The 23,558-nt window shown below is 29.4% G+C and carries 33 protein-coding genes; all 33 read right to left on the reverse strand.

What is annotated here, in order from left to right:
• Position 1: 1 nt before the first annotated feature.
• The gene (locus ACFSR1_RS09440) at positions 2-262 is read right to left on the reverse strand and encodes a hypothetical protein (RefSeq protein WP_378291860.1); all 261 of its coding nucleotides are present in this window, start codon (positions 260-262) and stop codon (positions 2-4) included.
• Positions 263-711: 449 nt separating this feature from the next.
• On the reverse strand, positions 712-1,182 hold the full coding sequence (locus ACFSR1_RS09445) for a hypothetical protein (RefSeq protein ID WP_378291862.1): 471 nt from the start codon (positions 1,180-1,182) through the stop codon (positions 712-714).
• Positions 1,183-1,229: 47 nt separating this feature from the next.
• Positions 1,230-1,718 (reverse strand): hypothetical protein, encoded by a 489-nt coding sequence (locus ACFSR1_RS09450; RefSeq protein WP_378291863.1) that lies wholly within the window; start codon positions 1,716-1,718, stop codon positions 1,230-1,232.
• A 386-nt stretch (positions 1,719-2,104) separates the two neighbouring features.
• Complete coding sequence (locus tag ACFSR1_RS09455) at positions 2,105-2,569, reverse strand: hypothetical protein (protein ID WP_378291865.1); 465 nt, start codon at positions 2,567-2,569, stop codon at positions 2,105-2,107.
• Between the two features lie 97 nt (positions 2,570-2,666).
• Positions 2,667-3,989 (reverse strand): SH3 domain-containing protein, encoded by a 1,323-nt coding sequence (locus ACFSR1_RS09460; RefSeq protein WP_378291867.1) that lies wholly within the window; start codon positions 3,987-3,989, stop codon positions 2,667-2,669.
• Between the two features lie 48 nt (positions 3,990-4,037).
• Positions 4,038-4,511, reverse strand: coding sequence for a hypothetical protein (locus ACFSR1_RS09465; RefSeq protein ID WP_378291869.1), 474 nt, complete (start codon positions 4,509-4,511; stop codon positions 4,038-4,040).
• A gap of 169 nt (positions 4,512-4,680) precedes the next feature.
• Positions 4,681-5,169 (reverse strand): phosphate ABC transporter permease, encoded by a 489-nt coding sequence (locus tag ACFSR1_RS09470; RefSeq protein ID WP_378291871.1) that lies wholly within the window; start codon positions 5,167-5,169, stop codon positions 4,681-4,683.
• A gap of 462 nt (positions 5,170-5,631) precedes the next feature.
• Positions 5,632-6,924, reverse strand: a complete 1,293-nt coding sequence (locus ACFSR1_RS09475) for a right-handed parallel beta-helix repeat-containing protein (protein ID WP_378291873.1) — start codon at positions 6,922-6,924, stop codon at positions 5,632-5,634.
• 193 nt (positions 6,925-7,117) lie between these two features.
• Positions 7,118-7,747 (reverse strand): hypothetical protein, encoded by a 630-nt coding sequence (locus ACFSR1_RS09480; protein WP_378291874.1) that lies wholly within the window; start codon positions 7,745-7,747, stop codon positions 7,118-7,120.
• Positions 7,748-7,786: 39 nt separating this feature from the next.
• Positions 7,787-9,112 carry a hypothetical protein gene (locus ACFSR1_RS09485; RefSeq protein WP_378291876.1) on the reverse strand — a complete coding sequence of 442 codons (1,326 nt, stop codon included), beginning with the start codon at positions 9,110-9,112 and terminating at the stop codon, positions 7,787-7,789.
• A 15-nt stretch (positions 9,113-9,127) separates the two neighbouring features.
• Complete coding sequence (locus tag ACFSR1_RS09490) at positions 9,128-9,547, reverse strand: DUF6678 family protein (protein WP_378291878.1); 420 nt, start codon at positions 9,545-9,547, stop codon at positions 9,128-9,130.
• Between the two features lie 70 nt (positions 9,548-9,617).
• Complete coding sequence (locus ACFSR1_RS09495) at positions 9,618-10,304, reverse strand: hypothetical protein (protein WP_378291880.1); 687 nt, start codon at positions 10,302-10,304, stop codon at positions 9,618-9,620.
• Between the two features lie 30 nt (positions 10,305-10,334).
• A complete protein-coding gene (locus ACFSR1_RS09500; RefSeq protein WP_378291881.1) occupies positions 10,335-10,784 on the reverse strand; it encodes a DUF6756 family protein in 450 nt (149 codons plus the stop codon).
• A 48-nt stretch (positions 10,785-10,832) separates the two neighbouring features.
• Entirely contained in the window at positions 10,833-11,243 is a 411-nt protein-coding gene (locus ACFSR1_RS09505; RefSeq protein ID WP_378291883.1) for a hypothetical protein, read from the reverse strand.
• Positions 11,244-11,252: 9 nt separating this feature from the next.
• Positions 11,253-11,705 carry a hypothetical protein gene (locus tag ACFSR1_RS09510; protein ID WP_378291886.1) on the reverse strand — a complete coding sequence of 151 codons (453 nt, stop codon included), beginning with the start codon at positions 11,703-11,705 and terminating at the stop codon, positions 11,253-11,255.
• A 14-nt stretch (positions 11,706-11,719) separates the two neighbouring features.
• Positions 11,720-12,139 carry a hypothetical protein gene (locus ACFSR1_RS09515; protein WP_378291888.1) on the reverse strand — a complete coding sequence of 140 codons (420 nt, stop codon included), beginning with the start codon at positions 12,137-12,139 and terminating at the stop codon, positions 11,720-11,722.
• A gap of 16 nt (positions 12,140-12,155) precedes the next feature.
• A complete protein-coding gene (locus tag ACFSR1_RS09520) occupies positions 12,156-14,384 on the reverse strand; it encodes a PA3715 family protein (protein WP_378291890.1) in 2,229 nt (742 codons plus the stop codon).
• 201 nt (positions 14,385-14,585) lie between these two features.
• The gene (locus ACFSR1_RS09525; RefSeq protein ID WP_378291891.1) at positions 14,586-14,945 is read right to left on the reverse strand and encodes a hypothetical protein; all 360 of its coding nucleotides are present in this window, start codon (positions 14,943-14,945) and stop codon (positions 14,586-14,588) included.
• Positions 14,942-16,066 (reverse strand): NADase-type glycan-binding domain-containing protein, encoded by a 1,125-nt coding sequence (locus ACFSR1_RS09530; protein ID WP_378291893.1) that lies wholly within the window; start codon positions 16,064-16,066, stop codon positions 14,942-14,944. The genes ACFSR1_RS09525 and ACFSR1_RS09530 overlap by 4 nt, the downstream gene beginning before the upstream one ends.
• Before the next feature lie 104 nt (positions 16,067-16,170).
• On the reverse strand, positions 16,171-16,542 hold the full coding sequence (locus ACFSR1_RS09535; protein WP_378291895.1) for a hypothetical protein: 372 nt from the start codon (positions 16,540-16,542) through the stop codon (positions 16,171-16,173).
• 37 nt (positions 16,543-16,579) lie between these two features.
• Positions 16,580-16,726 carry a hypothetical protein gene (locus ACFSR1_RS09540; protein ID WP_378291897.1) on the reverse strand — a complete coding sequence of 49 codons (147 nt, stop codon included), beginning with the start codon at positions 16,724-16,726 and terminating at the stop codon, positions 16,580-16,582.
• 120 nt (positions 16,727-16,846) lie between these two features.
• Positions 16,847-17,140 carry a DUF7677 family protein gene (locus ACFSR1_RS09545; RefSeq protein ID WP_378291899.1) on the reverse strand — a complete coding sequence of 98 codons (294 nt, stop codon included), beginning with the start codon at positions 17,138-17,140 and terminating at the stop codon, positions 16,847-16,849.
• A gap of 27 nt (positions 17,141-17,167) precedes the next feature.
• Entirely contained in the window at positions 17,168-17,509 is a 342-nt protein-coding gene (locus tag ACFSR1_RS09550; RefSeq protein WP_378291901.1) for a hypothetical protein, read from the reverse strand.
• A gap of 39 nt (positions 17,510-17,548) precedes the next feature.
• Positions 17,549-18,385, reverse strand: coding sequence for a PA3715 family protein (locus tag ACFSR1_RS09555; RefSeq protein ID WP_378291903.1), 837 nt, complete (start codon positions 18,383-18,385; stop codon positions 17,549-17,551).
• A complete protein-coding gene (locus ACFSR1_RS09560) occupies positions 18,382-18,984 on the reverse strand; it encodes a DUF6714 family protein (RefSeq protein WP_378291905.1) in 603 nt (200 codons plus the stop codon). Before ACFSR1_RS09560 ends, ACFSR1_RS09555 begins: the two co-directional genes overlap by 4 nt.
• A gap of 29 nt (positions 18,985-19,013) precedes the next feature.
• Entirely contained in the window at positions 19,014-19,319 is a 306-nt protein-coding gene (locus ACFSR1_RS09565; RefSeq protein ID WP_378291907.1) for a hypothetical protein, read from the reverse strand.
• 21 nt (positions 19,320-19,340) lie between these two features.
• The gene (locus ACFSR1_RS09570) at positions 19,341-19,931 is read right to left on the reverse strand and encodes a hypothetical protein (protein WP_378291908.1); all 591 of its coding nucleotides are present in this window, start codon (positions 19,929-19,931) and stop codon (positions 19,341-19,343) included.
• Positions 19,932-19,986: 55 nt separating this feature from the next.
• Positions 19,987-20,370 carry a hypothetical protein gene (locus tag ACFSR1_RS09575; protein ID WP_378291910.1) on the reverse strand — a complete coding sequence of 128 codons (384 nt, stop codon included), beginning with the start codon at positions 20,368-20,370 and terminating at the stop codon, positions 19,987-19,989.
• Between the two features lie 39 nt (positions 20,371-20,409).
• Positions 20,410-20,685, reverse strand: a complete 276-nt coding sequence (locus ACFSR1_RS09580; protein ID WP_378291912.1) for a hypothetical protein — start codon at positions 20,683-20,685, stop codon at positions 20,410-20,412.
• Positions 20,686-20,854: 169 nt separating this feature from the next.
• Positions 20,855-21,307 carry a hypothetical protein gene (locus tag ACFSR1_RS09585; protein ID WP_378291914.1) on the reverse strand — a complete coding sequence of 151 codons (453 nt, stop codon included), beginning with the start codon at positions 21,305-21,307 and terminating at the stop codon, positions 20,855-20,857.
• 12 nt (positions 21,308-21,319) lie between these two features.
• Positions 21,320-22,861 carry a PA3715 family protein gene (locus ACFSR1_RS09590; protein WP_378291916.1) on the reverse strand — a complete coding sequence of 514 codons (1,542 nt, stop codon included), beginning with the start codon at positions 22,859-22,861 and terminating at the stop codon, positions 21,320-21,322.
• Positions 22,862-22,930: 69 nt separating this feature from the next.
• Complete coding sequence (locus ACFSR1_RS09595; protein WP_378291917.1) at positions 22,931-23,068, reverse strand: hypothetical protein; 138 nt, start codon at positions 23,066-23,068, stop codon at positions 22,931-22,933.
• 176 nt (positions 23,069-23,244) lie between these two features.
• The gene (locus ACFSR1_RS09600; protein ID WP_378291919.1) at positions 23,245-23,556 is read right to left on the reverse strand and encodes a hypothetical protein; all 312 of its coding nucleotides are present in this window, start codon (positions 23,554-23,556) and stop codon (positions 23,245-23,247) included.
• Positions 23,557-23,558 lie beyond the last annotated feature (2 nt).

Raw genomic sequence — 23,558 nt, forward strand, 5'->3', positions numbered from 1 at the left:
TTTACTCTTCCTCTTTAAAATCGCTAAGCATTACATCAATTCCCTCTTCGATTCTTCTCTTTTCACCTTTGGTATATGCTTCTAGCTGTAAGGTTAATTCTTGGGCTTCTTTTAATGAGATCTTCTGGTTGACTTGTACAAATGCTACACAACCTAAAAAGGAAACGCCCTTAATTTTAAGCTCAGCAACTTTTATAGAAAGAGATTTTACATCCTCAAATTGATACTGTGCAGCTTCTTTTTTTATTTCTTCTATTGTCATTTTAATTACAGTATTTATTTCTTTTATAAACAATTGCTATTCAAGTTTGGAGATTGGTTTTCTTACGTCAGTTTTAATTCACTTGGAATTAATAACCAAGAAATCCCATCGCTTTCCTGTTTAACATGCCAGACAATAATTCCTTTTGTTTTTTTCCAAAATAAAGTCTTCCCATCTTCATCCTTTAGCATGAATGGTGGCACCCACATTAATTCGATATTACCATCTCCAGCTCAACCGGATTTTAAAAATCTTTCTTTAGCAATTGCAATATATTCATCTGCATTTTCAAGGCACTTGTTTGGGTTTAAAGTAAAATGTAGATTGTCTATATATTCATACATCAACAATTCGAAATCTTTTAAAGATTCTGGTGAATAATCAATAATTTCAGATTTTTTAATTGTAAACGACTTGTATCATTTGATTGGTTAAGTAATTGGTTCGTTTTAGTTTTTCTTATCAATTTGTTTTGTAAAAACTATTGTCTCATCAACTTTAGATAATAAAAATATTATCTTTTTTGGTTTTCTATACTCAGTTGGTTTTTCCCATTCACCAGAATACGTAACAGAGTCAACGGAAATGATTATTTTTTCCTTGTCGAAGAATTCATATTTTCCAATTACTGTTGTAAAATTATCATTCCCACAAGGTGCAACATAGCTACTATTAAAAATCATTTTATCTCCAAAACTTGTCAAATTACCAGCAAATTTTCTTTCAATAAACTTTGTTAAATTGTATTGTTTAATGTTAGGGTCTAAGCCTAAAATCCTATCGGTTATCCAAGTTCCATTTTCCAGTTCAGTCTTATAAACATTTTCCAAATTCTTCATTTTTTGTGCTTTTCCATGGAAACTAAAAAACAAAATTGTAAAGGTTAGTATATTTAGATTTAATAATATTTTTTTATTCATCGTGTTTTATATTCATTTCGCCATTTAAATCACTATTAATCAAATTATTAGACACAGTATTTTTTTAAATAATTTTCAAACTCCAATTCATATTCCCTTCTGGCAAATTTTAGTTCTGTTATTGGTTTTATTCCGCTGTTTTCTATCTCTTTCCCATATTCAAAATCATCATCCTCATAGGTTATCTCTTTCCAGACTATCACATCATCTTGCTTAACCAAGTTAAATGAAATAACACCGCAATAATCACTTCCACAATGGCATCTATACAATACCATTCGGTTTGTGTCAAATTGATTACACGGCTCATTATTCCCTAAAAACTGAGCAACAGCATTTTTGTTAACTTTTGTTCTATCATACTTTGGAAACTTAGCTATATCAATCTCAATTATATCTAAATCAAAATCACAATAAGCCAAATCAAAACGACTAATATTTAACGATTTGGACAATGCTTTCCCGTCTATAAAAAAGTCGAAATTTATTCTCTTATCATCTTTTTTTATTTCTCTTATTTCAAAATGATTTTTCATTTATACTTATTGGGTCTAAAAAGTTATATCGGCCCCTTATTTATGTGATATCTGTAATTTGATGGCATTATTATAGTTACTTGTTGTTATATTATATATTTATCTTATAATTCTACTGTCAATCTATATTTGTAGATTTAGAATCCATATTTATTGAATTACCAAAACTCATTATATTTAAACCTTGGGAAATGAGCCATTTCATTTTCAAACTCAAATTCACGATTTACAATACTTTTCCAAAGCCTATTAAATGGGGCCCTTCATAAAATTGAAATGTCTTATTTTCATACAAGCTATTTTCAAAATGAATTAGAACCATTTTAATATATAGCAAGTATGACAGAAAACAAACGATTATTTTCGGTCTAGCCTATCTTATACAGTTATTTTTTATTCCAGCGTATATCAAATTTTAAGATTACTTCACCATCTTCATTTAAAGACGCTGATGGTAAAGCAGGACTTAAAGAATGAAAAGGAGGATACCCTTCTTGAACATGATACAAATGCTCTTTACGTTTAGAATATCTTCCACAACACTCTAGAGAAAAATAGGTGTAATTTTCATCATAATCATCCACTTGAATATTAATCCATTCAGGAATTGCGTTATCCATCCAAAGAATATCTATTACTTCTTTAGCATCAATGGGTTTTGTTGTTTGGTTCAGTTTTTTCACATCAGGAAAAGTCATTTCTCCTTTTTCCAGTCCTTCTCTAAAATTCGAATATATCTTTACAACATATTTAAAATCATCTGGAAGTTGGTTAACAACCATTTTACAGGTAAAAGGATACACAGCTTCCGTAGCTTTGATTAAATTATTGTAAAATTCTTCTTTATTCATTTTCTAATTATATTCCACGTTCGGTGCAAATGATATAAACGCATTTAGCGGCTAAAGGCGTTACACTTTGATAGCAATAGTTTGTTACTATCATAAATTAAAGTTGTTGTAATTGTATTTTATAATGCATTTTTTCAACTTTTACTAGGATAGTGTTATCATCTTTCCAAAAATATGTTTCTAAGTAATCTGACTGAATAAGGCTTGAAATACTGAACAGATACTCTGGAGCAGCATTTTTATTATTTTTTTCTAAAAAATGAACATTCGTTTGTCCACTATAATAGCCGTTTAAACGAAATGTATTTTGTGGAGATGATAGGTAATAATCCGGATTTCCTATTCGGTTAATATCGTCTTCTCCATTTTTTAGATTTATTAAATAGTCAGAAGCATGGCCACATTCAAATAATAAATAATGATATTGAGGATAGTAGGCCGAAATCACACATTCTTCTTCATAAAAGCCACTGACTTCGTTACCGTTGTCTGTCAATACTTTTTTTACATTATAATTATCTTCTTCATCGTACGCTCCGATTAATTGATTTTTTAAAATACTTTTTATTTTTTTAGCACCTGTAATTTTTTTAACAGAAGGATTACTATAATTCTCACCTTCTTGTTGATAAAATTCTTCTTTCGATATTTCATCAAGAATCACTTTATAATCATTAGTCGTTACTTCAATACGTCTTTTTGCAAAAGCACCAAAAACATATCCTAATTGTTGTATAGAATCTTTTGTAGCAATTTTTAACCACCGATCTTTTAAATATTTTCCGTTATCAAACACAGATGTTGAATCTATCTCGGATACAGTAGATAAATAATCAAAAACTTTTAGATTTGGTGCAGTAGCTACAATAGCGCTATTTGTTGTTGGTTTATTACGTACTCTAATTCCTGATGGTGTTTTTATAATAACCTGATTTTTTATAGCTATAAAACCTCTATCTGTAATTGAATATTGTTTTTTTACGTATTCTGGATTGTTATATATATTATGAATATTGACAGTTAAAATATTATAGTCTATCCATGAGTTTACTCCATAAAAACCTTCTTCATTATCATAAGCAGTTTCCTTTAACCTATCTATTATATTTAATGATTTATCAAGAAGAATAGCAAAATGAATATTTTCTGAAGCTGAATATTCTGAAAAGAAAAGAACAATTAAATTGTTTATTTCATATTTACCTATAATATAATATTCTCTATTCTTTAAAGAAGGAAGTTCTAATCTTTTTAAAATTTGAGTCTCATTTTGTATAGAAAACCCTTGTTTTTTTTCAGCACTATCATAATAACCAAAGTCTCTATAAAAAGGTATTTCATCAATGATTTGTTCAAAAGTTTTTTGACCAATAACAGATTGAAATTGAGATAATAATAGTAGTATAATTGCTTTTTTCATTAATAAATGATATTTATTTAGGTAATTACTGTTAAGTCTTAGCTATGGTTAGCCATTGGCTTTGTTTTTTAATAATTGAATTATTTTACCTTTCCCATATAACCGTATATAAACTCTATTTTGGTCTTGGTCATTCGTTAGTTTTATTAACCATTCTTTTGATGTATCAAATATCCCAACAACTACATCTCCGTTTTGGTCAGCTTTATCATACATAATTAAGCTTGATATTAGCTCTAAATCGTTCAAATCAGTTATTTTTCCTAATCCAACTAAATCTGAAACTGCATTGTCAATTAGATTTATTTTGAACCAGAAAACAGATTTAATCTGTCCAACTTTAGTTAAAAATTTTCCGATTTTTTTTAGAAATCCATTGAGATTAATCAATTCAGATTGTTCTTGAGAAAAACCAAACGGATTTTCAAAAATCTTCTCTTCTTTAGAAAAAATATGTAGTGATACGTTTCCATTCTTTGTTATATTCTCTCTTATCCAGTTTTCAATTTCTTTGTAATCCATCTATTAGAGAATTTTTTTATTTGTGACTAACGATTTACGTATGACTTGTTCCAGAATTTCCCTAAGGAAACATTACGATGCATCCATAAGATTGCAAAATTGCTATGAATTTCAATTAAGGGACTCAGCCGCAATGAGCTGCTAATGTTTACTAGTGTACTTTTTAAGCTTATTCATATTTTTCTAATTCAAATAATCCATAATGCAGCCTTATTCCGAAAATACCTGTTTTGGTAAAAAAGGATTCATTTTCAATTTTGACGTTACTATTTGGTTTTGTTTGACAAATAAAAAAATGACCTGCATCTAAACATTCTATTTCTCTTTTTAAATACATTTCAGTCCAATCAAATTGTTCATATTCATTTTCATCATTTTCTATATCAAAAAGGAATCGTCTTGCTATTACTTCATTTTGATAGTTGTCGTTTTTCGAAGTTATTTTCCATCGACTTACATCAGATTCAAATCTACCAGCGACATCATCTTTGTTTACATCACTAGTTCTTCTAATTCTTATAGAGTCAATAGTTTCAGATTTTGAAGATTTCAAAATAAAATTACCAGACCAAGTATCCATATTTTGAGAATATATTGTATTATATAACCCAAATAAAATGATTGTTAGAAATAAGATGTTAATTTGGTTTGTTTTCATTTCTTTTATGTATGGTTAGCTTACCTGTTTGTTTGTATTCGTACCTTTATTCCTTTGATACATCTAATTTGATAGTATATAAATAATAACACTCTGCTATATTAAATATAATCGTTTTGTACATCTATTATCAATCCATATTCGTAGCGTAGTCATTGTTATTTATTAGTTTACTATAAATAATTTATTTACATCTGTAAAAACAGCTATTTCATTTTCAAACTTACATTCACCATCTTCAATATTATTCCTGATCCTATTTTATGTTTGCCTCCATAAAACTCAAAACACATATTTTCATAGAATATATGTGCAGAATGATCTTTGCTCAAAATCGAAATTTCTACCAACACAGTTTTTCCTGGTTCAACTTTTTCCTGACCGATATAGGTTTGCTGTCCAGAAGTTATATATTCTGAATACTCTTCGAACTCTATATGTTGTCATCAACAGTTAATGTTTTTAAGTTTGAGTCCATTTTATGACTTCATTATCATTGTTAAATTCAATAACCCATTCAACTTCGATCGGTTTATCTTTGTAGGAAACGATAATTTTTATCGAGTAGGTGTTTTCAGCTATTTTCTCTATACTTTCTAAAGAATTAAACGCATCAAATGTTCCATATTCCTTGTTAGTTCTGTAATCATAGTAAAAATTTAAAAAATCATTTTGCGTTTTAAATTCTTCCTTCATTAAAAAAACATTTTCCTTAGCTATAAAACTCATTAGTTTATAAACTTCTAAATTATTGTTCCAATAGTTATCAATAATTTTAATTAGAGAACTCAAAAATAAATCAAGTATGACTTTTTGATGAATACTATTATTCAATGTATGTTCTTTTTGATCTTGAAGGAACTCAAATTCGTTTGCATCAAAAGAACAATCTATTAATGAAGGAATAAATGGTTTTACATCAAAATTATATTCTTTGCTGTTGTCATCTTTAAAATATTTAGTGTATCCCACTTCTTCTATGCCTAAAACATAATTATCTATATCATCATTATTGTTATATAATCGATCTGCATTATTAGAATAAAAATTACAATTATCAAAGTATAGCTCACTAAATTGAGTATCTATTAAAAAATAGGTATCCAAAGTATTATTTTCATAAATATCACAATTTAAAAAACTAACGTTTTTAGAATTAATGGCTGAAATAGCATTGAAAGCATTGTTGTAAATCGAAGTCTTTTCTAAGGTTACTTTATTGGTTCCTATTAAGTAAAGTCCAATTCCTCCACTACCATTTAAACTACTTTCTTTTAATGTAATATCATCAGAGAAATAAAAAGACAACACATTCCCAGTACAGGTTGGATACGTATGGAATATTGATATATTCTCAAGAGAGATATTATTACAATTGCGAAATGTTAAAATATCATCATACTCATTATGCGAAATGATATTTAAATTATTTTTCGATCTTATCTTTAGATTACTAAAGCCATATAAAACCAATCCCTCTCCAGCTTGAACGAAAAAAGTTTTCATTTCGTTACTAGCAAATAACTTTGATTTATTAGTAGCTAGTTCAAAATTTTTAACTCCATGATTTTTTGATAATTTATAAGACGTAAAGTCTAATGTATCTATTTCTACAATTATTTCTGTATCATTATCTAGCGCTTGAAAAAAACTTTCAATATTATTTACTATTCTAATTTTTCTCTCTTGCGAAAAAGCATTTAAACTACTTATTAGCAGAATTAAAAGAAGGTATTTTGATAAAGGTTTAATCATTTTTAATTATTTACAACTTGTTTGTATTAGTACCTTTATTCCTTTTATACATCTAATTAGATAGTATATGAATAATAGCACTGCTATATTAAATATAATCGTTTTATACATCTATAATCAATCCATATTCGTAGGGTAGTCATCGGTGTATATTGGTTTACTATAAATAATTTATTTACATCTGTAAAAACGGCTATTTCATTTTCAAACTTACATTCACAATCTCCAATATTTTTCCAGCACCCATTTTATGTTTGCCTTCATAAAACTCAAAAAACATATTTTCAAAGAGTTTATCTGCAAAATAATCTTTGCTCAAAATCGAAATTTCTGCCAACACAGTTTCTCCTGGTTCAACTTTTTTCTGACCGATATAGGTTTGCTGTCCAGAAGTTATATACTCTGGATAGTCTTCAAACTCTACATGCGGTCTATAGCCAGATACCACAGGACTTTTTCGCCCACCTTGTTCGGTAGTTAAAAATTGGAGCTCTGCTCTAAAATCGGTTGTAGCCAAAACATTACTGTCAGGCTGTTTAATCCTAAATGAAATATCTTTTTCATTAAATACCTGAAAGTCAAAAATCGTCCAATCTTTATCTTTTACTTGCCAATTATAGGCATCCAATTGATCAGTTACCTCATCTAACAATTCTCCAATAACAAAACTGTTTACAAGATCTTCGAACTCAGTGATTTTTTGAAGCAACTCATTATCAAATGAATATGAAACAATAACACCTTGTACTAAATTATCCTCAAAACTTTCTACAAGCACTTCAGCTTTTTGCACTTTTTTTATATCTGTAAGTAGTAGTTTCATTAGCAGTAATTCTTTATTCTCACATCTAATTTCAGAAGACTATTTGTTACATAATCTGCCTATGTACGACTTCAGATTTTCCTGAATTTCCGGATGTTGATCTTCTATATTAAAATCGTCATTTCCTTTTAATTCTATTTGCGCTCCTTCGTTTGAAGTATCACATTTATATATGTAAGTTTCATTATATTCCTCTGATAGCTTTTCATTTATATACATTTCAACTGTAAATGTTACCTCCTTAAGATTGTCATTAGCGATAATTTCACTTTCAGAATAGGTCATTGCGCATCCCGAACCACAGGATATTACAAAGGATTTCTTGTCCGTGAGATTAGAAGCCCCATTGTTCTCTATTTTTTCTGAATTAAGCAATGTTAGATGATCTCCATCATATTTAAATGTGTCTATTTTGGTGTAACTAGACACACTACTTTCACGCATATTTATGCTACTAACTTTATAGTGAATCAATATAGTTTGTTCTTGTGTATTTGTCTCTATTGAAATTTCATCAAATGTTGATTGTATCGTTGCTGTATTTGGTATTGTAGGGCATGTTTTAAGTTTTTTTAATGCTACCGTATCTTTTGAAAACGATTTTTTTAAAAAACTTAAGTGCTTATCAGAGCATTGATATCCCAAATCTAAATATGACAGTAGCTTGCATTGAAGATTACTTCTATTTTCATTTGCTTTTCCATCCCATTCGCATTCGTTTCCTATAAATGTTGCTACGTAACCCAAAGCTGCTCTTTCGGGTTTAGCTATGTTTTTTTGATAGTCTTTATTAAGCACAATGGTATTAATGTCTGTTTCTAGACTTTTATCATAAAGTGTTTCTCTCCATAACACTTTGATGTTTTTATCGGTGGGTTTAGTAGAGCCTATTTTTTTGAATGAACCTAAGTAAGGTTTAATGTATGAAATTTCAGGATCCCCAGCTTCTTCTAAACGTTTCATCTCCCAATTGATTTCTATTTTATCTCCCTTTACTAATTTGTTTATGGGTGCATCGGCATAATACATTATTTGTATAGTATCCTTATTTTTTTGTGCTAAAAAATACCAATAATCAGAATTATCATCAAAGCTTATAAAATTTACCGTGTCGGTATATGTTTTACCAAATTCTATTTTTTCATTGGGTCTTAATGCACTGCTCAATTTACTTGGATCAGGTGTTTTTTTCTCTGATTTAGATTGTACAGCGTCTTCACTTTTATTTTCTATTTCAAACTTGCTATTACTTTCTGTTTTGTTAGACACTGCAGATTTATCTTTACAAGCATTTAGGCAAAAACATAGTAAAATGGCAAGTATTACAAGTGACCAGGTTTTATTTTTCATGTTTTTTGTTTTCATTTATAAGTAGCTTTTTTATCTGTAGCCATAAATTTTTAATCCCGATTTTGATAGTTCGTATTCAAATTGCTTTCCTGTTTGCAATGCTGTCTCTATCAATTCAATATTTTGAGTTTTCACTTTTGGAGCTAATAACTCTTTTCGATTTTTTCTTTCAGATATAACTTCAGAGGGAATTAAAATCCATTCAATTTCTTGCAATTCAAAAACTCCCCAATATTCTTCTATATATTTTTCGTTCGAAAAACTCTCTTCATTCGGTATAGTAAATTCTCTTGCTTCCTTATCTAAAAGGAGCTTTACTTTTGCAATATATCCCAGGTTTAGACTTTTTATGATTGTAAACAGTGCTTTCCACTTTGTCGAGTTCATAAAACTAGCCTTATCCTGTATCGCTTGTTGTTGTTTTATTTGATGTTTCTCTGTACTATTCATAACATTTTAAATACTTCCATTGTTGTTAGAGTTAATATCAACTCGATAAGAAGGTTATGTTTAAAAAAAATTAATAACAAGGTTCTTTTTTATTAAAAAAACAATGTGGATAACGAACATCTACAGCATCATTTAAAGTATAGGTTTTAGTACTATCTTCATTTCCGTATACATTATAATATTTCCATTCTCCTTCTTTATAGTTGTTTTTTACCTTGCCCTCTCCTCGTAATTTACTTTCCTTATAATAATAATCTTTCCAGTATCCATTGCCCTTTTTAAAGGTGGTTTGATATAAAATACTATCTTTTACATTTAATATTTTTAGTTCTCCAGAAATACTTCCTTTCTCATATTCAATAGTTTTAATTGAATCGAAACCTTTTTCTTTTGTAAACATATGCGCTTTATAAGTACCTGTTACAAAGCCACTTTGTATGACTACCCTTTCACTATCAAATTTGTTATTTTGGGTATCATAATTAACCAAAGTCGTTAATTCTATTGGGATACTTTTACCACTATATACCATATCATTTTTAATTGAATCCCAAATAAATTCTTTTTCAATTATTTGATTTGCATCATTTATAGCATGGCGTTTTTTAAAGTATTTAATAGAAATGTCACCAGACTCTTCTCCCAGAATTATCAACTCATGGATGATAGGTCTCCTACTTTTTTGATTTTTAAACGTTACACAAGAACTTACTGCTATTAGTAGCGTTAAATTAACGATGCTATATTTTAATCTCATATTATCATCTTATACATCAGAACTACTTGTCTACTGTAATTTATCAGAATTCTTTGTTCTTAATTTCTCTCCAACTCCTATTAATTGATCGCTATGATTTTCGCAAAGTAACCACGCTTTGTTTTTATCTATTACATAGTATTCAAATGCAGAACATTCTCCGATAACACCACCAATAACAGCGGGTTTGCAATTGTAAATTGGGTAATACTCCTCTTCATCATCTTCTACCATAAGCCAGACTTTATCTATATCTTTAGGAATAATATGAATCAGCTGCTCAAAAGGACGCTCGTACTTCATAAAATTAAAGGAGTCTTGTTTAAAATCTTCCCACCACCATCTCCGATCTCCTGATTTTACAAAATGAGTTAACAGCTCTACATACAAAGTTTTAACATCCGAAACTAAACAAATATCTTCTTGCTCTAGTTCTAGTGTTTTAATAGCTTGTTCTATTTCTGTTTTGACTGCTCCCATTGTTATTTTACGATACTCTTATTTACATTTTCAACAAATGATTCCGTTTTAAATTAATTTTTCTTCTTTGATAATCTCAAAGCTCCCATCTAAACTGTTAATTGTAACAGGAAACCCTAAAACTTCTTCTATTTCTGTTTTTGTTACTTTTTTAAAGTCTACCCCAAAAACCAATATTTTATTCCATTCTAATATGTTCGAATACCCTTCTTTATGATGATCATCTATAATTCCCAGAAAATTATAAAATGTATTTTCTATGGTATCATTCATCTCAAATGAGGTAACACTTTTATTAGGATTAAAACTAGAATGATTCTTTTTCCAACTCTTATTTATTTGAACATCATTTGATTTGGAATTACAGATCCAAATAGGATGTTTTCTGGAAAGGCTGAATAAATCCTTTTCCCAGTTCTTATCCAGAATAAAATACACTTCTGTTTTTACTGCTTCCATTTTTAATTTCTATTCCAAGTAAAATGTACTGACTAATTGAAACATATCTTTTCTTGATGGATTTTTAGGAAATTTTTCATCCAAAACGTGTGTAAAAAACAATCTATAATCCAACACAAAATCTGAAAACTCTTTGTCTGATAAACTATTGAAATCTTCAACACTATCGGGATAAGCTCTTGAAAGGATTTTGTCATATAAAGATTCTGTTTTTACATTTTGCTCAGAAAAATGACTGTTTTGCCAGTCATCACCCGTATTTTCCCAAATAGAAATAAGTCCTAATACTCTTAATGGGTCACCTCCAATGAATTTACGATTGTCTTTTACTGCACAGAAATCACCAAAATATTCTTCTCTTTTGTCGGGTATCAGAAAAACTTTATAACCTTTAGATAGTATAATCCTTAAGGCAATATTGTATGTGTTCATTGCGTCTGCGATGGTACATCCGTTTTTCATATTTCTACTATACTTTAAATTATTACAATATCATCCCAATAGGCATCAAAACCATTTGTTTCAATTTCTTTCATATCAGTATCGGTGAAATGTATATGAAAGTCCGTGCCTCTTAGTACAGATTCGTCGGGAAAATTTTTGTTATACAAATCCCTATCAATCCGCCAAAGGTTAAAATAAACAGATGCAGCGGTATCTAATTCTTTAATTTTTTGAGTTCTAATTTCTAACTCTTCCTTAGTAATGCTTTTATAATATCTCTCCTGATTCGTAAACTCTTCGATTATAAAAAAAGGAAACACAGTTTCAATTTCTATAGTCTCCAATTGATTTAGATTCTTTTTGTGGTAGGCATCTGCATTTATTTTATCCTCAAAAACCGCATATACCGATTTGAACTTATTCTCTTCTTTTATTTCTCCGATTACGTGCATTTTGATTTTCTATACTTTAAAACTCACTTCCTTTTTTCCATTCATAAACCTCTTTGGGCACTGATTTTTCTTTTTGAGCTTCGTACCAAACTGTTATCCAAGTGTTTTTATCTTTTTCCCAAGTGACCTCATCTATCAAAATAGATTCACTTTGTCTTTCCTTTTCTGTGTATTTATAGGAAATACCATTTCTAAACTCTCCCTGAGCATCATCCAAAATAAATTGTTTTATAGATGAAGGTGTGCCGTATTTTTCAATCGCTTTGTCTTTTGCTAATAGCTTTAATTCCTGAGGAGATATATCATTATTTGAATTTATTTTATTCGTTAGAGATTCCATCGAAAGATGAACATTTTTTCCTTGGTACAATGAACCATCAAATTTTAGTACAATTTCTTCTGTAGCAACCTTTTCTTTACTGTCGCAATCTCCATTTTTATCTTCATCATCTATAGTGTGGATAATTTTGTTTTTTACTAAAATATCGTAGTAATTATTTGTTATGTTAGTTGTCATCCTAAGCGTCTTTTCATAAGCTAGATACTTGCCGGTACATTTGGTATCCCAATGGCCAATTTCGGAATCTATATTGTAGTTCTTTAAAACTGGTTGTAAAGAATCGCCTGATTTTATAAATAAAGAAAGTGTTTCATTACGATACGGATTGGCTCTAGACAGTCCTACATAATGTACTCGTATTCCAAAAGCTGGGGTACCTTTAGTAATGTTATACGCTGCTGTATCAATTTCTAGTTTTCTTAATTCTATTGCATCAGAAACCCATCCGTTAGTTTTAGAACTTTCAAAATATGTATGGGTTATTCTGCCCGTAGTATTATCTACCAATACTATGTGACTATTGAGTTCAAAATGGTATTCATCGTTATCCGTATCTACATATTCCGGTATAACTATGAGAGTTTCCTTAGCGTTGTTAGGTAGTATTTTGGCGATCAGCAAATCTGTATTCACTTTTGAAAAATCTAAATTAAGTTGTTGCATTGCACTATCAATAAGAGTTTCTTCTAAGGGAATAGGTTCAATTTTACCATTTGCTTGTATTTTGAATGATGTAGTTTCTACTTTCTTTTCATCGATCCAAAATATGTTATGAATCGTTAGTGTATTACCCTCTATTTTAGATTCAATCTTTGAATAGCCTTCTGCTATCTCATCAAAAGAAATGACTTTAGAATCTAGGATTTCTCCATCCATATCATAATTGATGAGTACGGATTCCATTTCGTTATCTCCTTTGAGAACTGTTACTACAATAGAATAAAAATTACTTGAATACTCTATTTTATAGGAAGCTATTGCGCTATAATTGTACCCTTCTTTATAGAATTCTGGATATATTTTTTCTAATTTTAAAACTTTTACATTTACTTCTTTATAATCATCTTCATCAATAAAACTATCAAAATTTGTAGCCTCGACTAATGGAGTCGTTTTTACTTCAATTTCGCTTATAATTTTGTTAAAAATTACAGTTTCATTTTCTTTAAGCGAGTCAATAGTCTTATCTTTTTTCCAATACACATCAATAATATCAAATGTTTTATCTCTTTTATTGAGTTTGTATTTTATGGTGTTTCCGTTTAAACAATTTTTAGCTTCGTTTTTAGCTAATGAAAAAGATGAAATTTCAATACTACTTTTATCTTTCAAATTATAATTGTAAGTCAGCTGCTGATCTTCTAGTAATTTAATGCAATCAACTTTATTATTTGAAAGTAGATTATATTCAAAACCATCAAACCAGTTTGTCATTTTTAAGGGTTTTATTTCATTGTTTATAAAGTTAAATGTTTGAACATCGTTTCCATCTCCAACTATATCATTGGTTATAATAAAATGGTGATTTTCGTTAAACTCGTAGATGGATAATGTCCAGAATCCATCAACAACCTGAATACCAATCGTATTTGGTTTAATATATTTTATGGTATTATAAGTTTCAGTAGAATCAATTAGGTAGTTGTTTTTTTTAATAAAATCAACAGTTTTTATTCTGTCTTTTTTACTCCATTCCCAACTATTCAATGTAGTTTCTGGTAATTGTTTAAGGATGTTAAGAAGTGTTTTATTTTTATGATAATCAACTGCGATTGTATCTCTAAACTCAACTGCTTTTTTAAATTCTGTGGTTGATTTTATATCACTAGTTTTAGTGTTTTTTTCTTTTGTGTTTTGAGCACAAGAGATTAAAATAAATGTGATTAGAATATATCGAATTTTCATTTTCCCGATTGTTATTAATTTATTAGTGTCTGCTACTCTAAATACTGACGTATTTTATATTGTTACATCGTTTTATTTGTTATACGTTGGGTCTCATTTATTTTATACTACTTTACTATTGTAAAACACATCCCTTATAGGTAACTACTATCACTTTCTAGATTAGATAATTCTAAATTGGCAGTACCCGCATTCAATAATTCAACAACTTACTTCACCTGTTTTTAAGTTTATTGTCTTACCTCGTCCATACCATACTTCGTGATTTTCCAAATCCCAATTTATTTCAATACTAAACCATAAAACACCACAATTCTTATTACTACTACTCGTTCCTATTACTTTTCCGTTTGTGTTTTTTAGAATAACTTCTACTGGAATACTCGTACCACCATCCCCAGGCATTGTTGTTGCAAAAAAACTGTTTTCTCTTTTTACAATTATGACATAGTCTCCATCCGGACTTTTATGGGTTTCTAGCACTTTACTCGCATCATAAAAATAAATTCCTATTCCGGCAAGAAGTATGATTGCTAGTATTACATAAATTGCTTTCTTCATTTTTTGTCTTTTTTTAAAGCATATCCAATTTCCCATAATTCACGTACTTTATACTTTTTATTAATACTAGTATGGGTGATATGCGCCAGACAACTTTGTATCTCAGAAATACAAACATCATCGTATTTGGTTCCTTTATAATAACTTATAGGTTTTAGTTGAACAGTATCATTTTTTGAAAATGTAAAATCTAATGCAAACTCCTGTATCAATGGAGTATCCAGTAGTTTTATAGTGCCTTTATAATCCTTATTTAAAAACACTTTTACTTCTTTAATTCTAGCGTTTTCTTTAAAAGTTTTCTCTGATTTCACATACCCATTTACCAGACTTAATCTAAAGGGTTTTAACAACGTGTCATTGGTTTTCAGGACATCATCAACCAATAATTCTGTATGGTATTTATGGCTTTCTTCATTTCGCTTTAATTTTAGAGAAATCTCTACTTGATCATTTTCTTTAAATACAAAGGCTGTCCTATACCTTCTATCGAATACGTTTTTAAATGGATACTTATTATTCTCTACATTTGCTGTAATGTCAAAATATAATAGTTCTGAGTACGATAAATCCGCTTCAGTACAACATCTCCCAAACATTTTATCAGACCATATATCTACTTCATCTATTTGTTCCTTCTTGTAGTAGTCAAAAATAGTTGATAAGTCTTCACTGGTATTTCCTTTTATTTCTGTAATACTTACAGAATCAATGGTAGCTAACTTTAGTTCTTGTTTTTTATCAGTCACTGAATGGCTGGCATTTGTTGTTTTTTCAAATGTATATGCTACAACCTCTCCATTCTCGTGTGTTATGTTTCCTATCAGTTGTTTATCACGTAGTTCTAAAAAAATATGCTCTGCATACGTACCTTTTATCATCATTGGATCAAAATCTACCTTAATTTCTTTACTGTCTAGCAATTTCCAAGTATAGTTTCCTATGTTGTGTATAGATTCCTTATAACACGTTGATATTTCTTTTTCTGATACTTGCACTTGTTCTTTATCAAACAAAAATGTTAGGTAAATTTGACTACCTGCACAAGGATTATCATCTGGCGTCTCCTCACAAATAGCTCCAACTTTTGCTGTGAGTTCTTTGTGTAATAGACTTTTCATTTTTTGAGCTTGAGATGATAAGCAGCCTATATAAAGCATCAAAACCATCACAATGGTCTTTTTTTTACTTGTGTTTTTGATATTAAATGATTGTACTTTATGTATCATATACTATTACTTGTTGTTTGTTTTTCTATTCTTAGTTTTTTACAATGAATATTTATTGGTTGATATCCATCAAGGTTTAGCACAAGGTTCTGGTCTAAATCTTTAGAAATCTTCTTGGTATGGTAATTTAAATTGTCAATTCTTGTTCCATTCCAATTAGGTTCGACAGCATCCTTATCCAGTTGATAAATGAATTCATTTACTTTTCCAGAATTGAAAATTCCAGAAAAGGTAATTTTCAAATACCCCTTGTTTAGATAAAAAACCTCATATAGCATTACTACCAAGCTTAACCTATCTTCTTTTTCCATTTCACAGGAAACAACAATCGCGTCATGAAAATTATAGTCTAATTCTTTTTTAAGCATTTAAAAGTATTTTATTCTTCATTTTCTTCTTTATAATTTATTCTTCTTGAGTAGCCCACATGATCACATTTCGAAAAACAACTGTAGCACTTTTGGTCAATTCAATAACATCATTTACTTCTCTCTTTTCTAACCTCAAAATTGATAACCTATTGTTTTTTAAATTATATTCAGAAGCTGCCATTATAATGATTTAATGTAATTGAAGAAAGTTCATTGATTACTAATTCTATATCTTCAGGATTAAAATTCTGATGTATCCTATCTACAATAATTTTATCCATTTTTTTAATTTTATAAAACATTAATGCAGTTCTGTTTCCCAATCCTCATAAGGAGGTTCTACTTTAAAATCGGGTTCACAATAGGAGCGAATATAATCAACGGCTCTTTTTTCGGCATGTTTGGCATTTAGTACGTTTCCGTCTTCATCTAATTCGATAACATTGGCAAATATGGCATAAGCTTGTTCTATAGCACTTGGTTCACTGCCAAATAGCTTTAGATACTCAACTCCTTTTAATTGATAATGTGTTCCGCTGGCAATGAAGTATGTAAATGTTCTTAATGCTCCGCTAAATGAATTACTTAATTTCATATGTTTTTTTTAATACGATTTTTTGTTCTAAATAACATCAATAACTTTCTCTAAGATATAATGAATTACACCTACAACCATAGTGATAGCAAGAAGAAATAAAAAACGAATACCTTTTGATTTTTTGCGGTCTTTTAGTTTCTTTTTTAAATAAACCATATCTAAAAAAATAAATAATACTGCGATTACAACTCCAATTACTAAACCTACATGAAGTAAACCTAAATCATAAAAAACATGAAGTAGGTACCATAAACCGTCTTTGGCTGTTTCATTAGGACCTAAAACAATTCGCATATAACCAATACCAAGTAATAGGGCTATGATTGCCCAAATACTATAGGCTCCGATTTGTTTTAAGGTTTTCATACACGCTGATTTTTAGACATTCTATGTGATTCGAAAAGATTATAGGTTTTCCGATTTATATTCTTTACCATTAAATTTCAATACCGTTTTTGAGGTAGTCCTCTTTTCTTTAGAAATACACTCTCCATTTTCATCTTCATCGTTTTTGGTTTCAGTGATGTTACTTTTTACTACTATATCGAAATAGTCATTACTCTTTTCTTTAGAAATAATTAATGTCTTTTTTACATCTGTAAATTCCCCATAACAGATCGTATCCCATTCTCCTCCATATACTTTTACTTCGTAGTTTTTTAAAATATTTCTAAGTGTATTCTCAGATTTCACAAATAAAGATATTGATTCCAGGCTATACGGATTGGGCTGAGATAGCGTACGAGAATAAATTCTAATCCCGAATGCTCGATCTGTTTCTGTAACATTATAAGGCGCTGTATCTATAGCAATCGTATCTATAAACAATGCATCAGATTGCCAGCCGTTTGTTTCATAGCTTTCAAAAAAGGTGTTGAGAATTTGTCCGGTTGCACTTTCTACTACAAGGACGTGGCTGTTGAACCTAAAATAATCATCCTCTTCTGTTGCAGTTTCAGCGATGACAACAATGCTTTCTTTTTCGATATTTGGCAACTTTTTATGTGCAACAAATTCTATTTTATCCGGGTTGATTTTTAGTTGTCTAACAACGGCATCAATTAAGTTAAACTCAGTTTGTGGTGCTTTTGTTATTGCTTTTTCAATTGGTTTTTCGGGATTATTTGCTTTCTCTATTTCTGGTGTTTCGGTTACAGCTGTTTGAATTGTTTTCGCATCATCTTTTATTTTCTCTTTACAAGAAAACAGTATAAAAACAAACAGTATAAGTAGGTGTTTCATAATTTATATTTTTTAGTCCAATAGTCAACTCCGTGTTTAAGTTGGATATAATCTTTATCATATATTACAGCATCGGGATTTGTTCCTAACTCCTTGGCATATTTGTTACTATAGTGTTCTTCCATTTCTTTCATGCGATATTTTAGAAATTCTACAATGCACTCTATTTGCGGAGCAGTAAATAGAGAAAATTGTTCTTCACTATAGTTTTTCATTATTTCATTATCTGATTTCAGGTATGCTAATCCTGACAATAAATGAAATTCAATATCTGGTTCTAAGCAAGATTGAATACTTCCTTTTTTGTTCAGTTCTTTTTCTTCTAGCTCGAATACATTAAGAGCAAGTAGAAGGAACATTGGTGTGTGAAAGCGCATTCCCTTTGCATCAAAAAATGATAATGAACTACTATACTTATACAAATCAATTATTTGGATTTTGCTCCAATCCTCTTTTTCATCTTTTTTTCTTAGTTCTCTGCATTCTTTAGCTGTAAGTCGGTCATCGTGCCCTTGTGCTTCCCAAAGTCCGATCCCTTCCTCAAGTTGTACGCTTTTAAAAGCTTGGTTAATTTTGTTGATTAATTTTTCTTTGTTCATCTCCTAATTATCATAAGCATAAGCATAGTTTATGCTTTCTTTTTATAAGATCCTTTTTTAAATGCTATTTCCATTTTTCCTTCTTTCCATCCTTTAGTAAGAGCAAATGCAATAGACTCACTTACAAACTTTGGAGTCACTGATTTTGGTTCGAAATCAGAAGGCCTATTGTCGTTATCATTTACAAATAACCACGTATCATACCATCCAAAATCAACTATCAACAAGCCATTTTTAATTTGATCAGAATACACCAAGACTTTTCCGTCGAATTTCCAGTAAAATTTCTGTCCATCCACAGTAATGCTTCTCAATCCTTTTTTTGAAATCGCCATATACTAACCGTTCATACTTTATCATTTTTTTGATTTATCACACGAATTTAGAATTGTATCTGTTTTTATAATTTTAGCATCCTTGTAATACTTTAATTTTCCATAATAACTTGATGTATCTTCCTGACACCGTTGCAAACTAAACTCAGCAATACGGTAATTTGAATACATATCTAAAACTTCTACACTAAAACCGCCGGGGTCTTCTTCGTGATCTATAAAATAATAAGTTCCTGCATCGTTAAAAGGTATAAAAAAAGAACCTTTAGTATATTCATAGAAATCTATACTATGCTCTACATCAGAAATTGAATTGTTTAAATTTTTCTTTGTTTTCTCTAAGACAATGGTTTTTATGGCTTTTTGCAAAACATTTTTGTCTTCTGTTGGATTTTTAATGATGTATAAATCCGGATATACTTTTGATTGTATAAACTCCATTTTTACAAAAAAGAGCTTGTTTATGATGATCCCAGCACCAATACTCACTGATAAAAAAAGTACCCCAACCATTCTTGATTTTTTTTGAAAAACCCATTTAAGGATTTTAAAAAGCAAGAATAAGACTATGCCCACAATGGTTAATAAGAAAATAATTAGTAGTATCTCCATTTGTCAGTTTTTAAGTGCTTACTGTAATTACAATTTAGTACAGCGTTTAATTTTTTTATTCCGGTTTCCAGATGGTATAATTTTCAATTCCATCATCGTTTTTCTCCTCTACTATAGTCCATTGCAAGAATGAAGCAATTTTTACAAAAACTCTTTCTATTTCTTTAAAATCGATATGCGCTCCTTTTGAACATACGATGGTAATCAGATTCGTACTTTTTGCATTTGTATCTTTTTCGTTCCAACTGTCCAAATTTTTTGATTTCAACAATAACAATTGAGTATATGGAAACGATTTTGTGTTCTTAAATTTATATGCTCCGCTTCGCTCCAGTTCTGGAATCGCATCTATAAAATCTATCAATTTATTTGTAGACACTTCATGACTTAAAGATTCGTCTTTATATATATTTAAATAATAGTAGTTGTCTGACCACATTGTATTGTTATTATTTTGACCCAACACAGCGCTGTGCTTTTATTTCGAAAATTCAGCTAGTAATTCCTTAAAACTTTTGTAAGAAAAAACAGTTGTATGTAATGCAAATACTTGTATTGTGTCTTCAGATTTTTGTGAAAAGCAATAAAAAACTCTGTCCTCAACGTGAAAAAAAAGTGGAATCAGATTCGTTTTTTCATAAAAATCTCGAGAATTCTTCACTTCAAACTCCAAATCATCATCCTCTACATCCAGTTTTTTCCAATCGAATGATACATCATCCAAAAATTTACATTTATCAGAAGCTGATTCCATCTGCAACAACTTTGATTTGAATTCTAAGTAAGCTGAAGATTTATAAATTGCATTCATAATTGATGTTAATTCTACACTATTCTTAATTAATACTGCATTTTCAGTTTACATTATATTTTATGTTTCTCACATTTTGAGACCAAATTAAACTACGGATCATTGTACATAATCATCTACTCCTTTGTATAAAGTTTTCTTCTATTTCTATATTCTCTGAAAACACTTCTATAATTCCATTTTCAAAAGGAAATTGAGCCCTAAATACAAGCTTATCATTTTCTAAAGCATCTTTTTCAATTCCTACTTCATACGTTATTAGATCTTTATACATATCTCCAAAATTCACCTGATTCATATGTAATTGACTCACATTGACAAACCTTATTTTGAATTCTCTATTTTCGCCTAGTAATAGTAAGGTCATTTCATAGTTGTCCTTAGAAATAAGTTCATATTCAATTTTCTTTATACGAGCATCGTGTAAACTTTTTTCTCCTAAATCGTGTCTTTCTGGATTCGATACAAAACAAAATAGCTTTTCTGGAATTCTATTTTTTATGAATTGAAGATATTCGGCATATTTTTCGAAACTTTCACCTTCATATGTTTTATTAAATTTCATTCCACTGTATCCTTATTTATATTCTTTACCATTAAACTTTAGTACAATTTCTTCAGTCGCAATGATTTTTTCTTTTGGGTTACATTCGCCATTCTCATCATCCCGAAAATTTCTTTGTGTGATTGTTTTGTTCACTACGATATCGTAATATCCATTAGTGTTGGTGTTACTAATTGACAGTCTATTAGTGGTTATTTTAAAATCTGAATAGCACGTATTCATGTTTACATTGACTATTCCTGAATCTTCATGAATCATATAAAAATCTAGTATTTTTTTAAGACTATCATTTTCTTTTGTAAAAAGTGAAATTCTTTCTTCGCTGTATGGATTTGGTTGTGAGCTACTCCTAAATTTTACTATCACGCCAAAAGCATTTTTAGATGAATTTAGCTTATAACTTAGGGTATCTATAGCAATATTATCAATAAATATGGCATTTGAAACCCAGCCGTTTGATTTTGAATTTTCAGAAAAATAGTTCTTAATCTTACCTGTTATTGAGTTCACTATCAAAATATGACTTGTTAAACTATAATCTTCTTCTGAGACATCATTTTCAGTTTCAGCCATAACCATTACAGTTTCATTTAAATTATTAGGGAGCTCTTTATGTATTCTTGTCTCGATTTGATTGGGGTTTAATTTTAATTGTTCGATAATACTATTTTCTAAATCAGTTGGATTTAATTTATGCCAAGTAGCTTCTTCGGGTTTTATATATGCTTTATGAGAAGTATGAATTCCTTTATCCTTATTGGTGCTGTGTAGATAGAAATCTTTATCGTGACCATTAATAATATTATTCCATTTTTGTTCTGAAAAGTTAAACCAAGGTTTAGCATATTTTATATTAATCACTTCTTCTCCGTCTCCGATATCAAAATATTGCGCGTATTTATGTGGAAATCTAGTAAAACCCCATATACAACTTTGTGAAATATCATTTTCATGGTTTTTTCTTATTCCAACAAAGCCTCTTACAGCTCCTTCTTCGTATTGCAAACCCATATTAAATAAAACATCATCTGTATCAACATTCTTGGTGGAAAGGATCATTTTTACTTTTCCCAGATAAGTCCCTGAATTCTTTTTCGTTCTGTCTTCTGTTAGTTCATAGGAACCAATTAGAACGATTTTAGTTGACTCTTCGGTGTTTTTTGGAACACGAGCAATTGCCTTTTCGAAAGTAATATATCCTTTAAAGTCATTGATCTTACCTTTAAGATATGTTTTACCTTTTATATGATATTGAGATACGTTTTTATCACTTTTTTCGATATCGGCAAAAACAAATTCTATTTTATTGAAATCGTTTCCTAAAAGCCCATATAAAGGAATGATTTCTTTTTTTAGGCTGTAGTTAGGATATCTACTTTTCAATAAGTAAGATAAATCTTTTTTATGGATAACTTTTTTTGTGACATCTATAAGTACATCATCTTCAGTATTGTATTCATGACCGGAATTAGCCCAGTCAGCACTATAATCTACTTGTGCATAGCAAAAATTACTTAGTATAATACTTAATAGTATGGTAAGTACTGTTTTCATATACTTAATTCTGTTTTTTAGTTTTTTCTTTTCCCATGTTAAACCAATTTAAATTGGCAATTGTAAAATTTAGTCTTGATAATCTATTATTGTGTATGTAACACTTTTATCATCCAGATAATGCTTAAGCTCTTCCAACTCTGTCCATACATATGACGCGTTATATTGGCAGATGTATATTCCATCATTTTCAAAAATGATACTCATATTGGGCATTTTTCCAGTATTATCAGATCGTCTAAAGTCCCAAAATATCTTGCTTTCAAATTCATACTTTTTGTCAAACGTTTTACTATTTTCAAGTAAATATTCAATCTCAGCACGAGTTTTATCAGTCAGCTTTGTTATTATTTTATATTCAAAGCCCATTGGTTGATTTCATTTTAGCTCTTGTATTTAAATTTACCTAATGTCGCTCTTAAAACTTCATTATCTATTTTCTGTATCGGAAACTCAGCAATTAAATAAGTACAGCTCAAATCTTTAGATTCTTCACTTATAACATAAGATTCGGTTTTTCTATATCTAAGCCTTAATAGATATACTACTTTTCCATTAGAACAATAGAAATCAATTTCACTACTCTCAATAAATTCGGTAGGTATTTGGTGTATATCGATTATTTTCCAATCACCAAATTCTCTATCGTATCCATTTTGGTATTTCGCTCTATTTTCAAATTCAGCAACCTTCATTT

Origin of the sequence: Aquimarina rubra, assembly GCF_042684305.1 — a bacterium.
GTDB classification, from domain to species: Bacteria; Bacteroidota; Bacteroidia; order Flavobacteriales; family Flavobacteriaceae; genus Aquimarina; species Aquimarina rubra.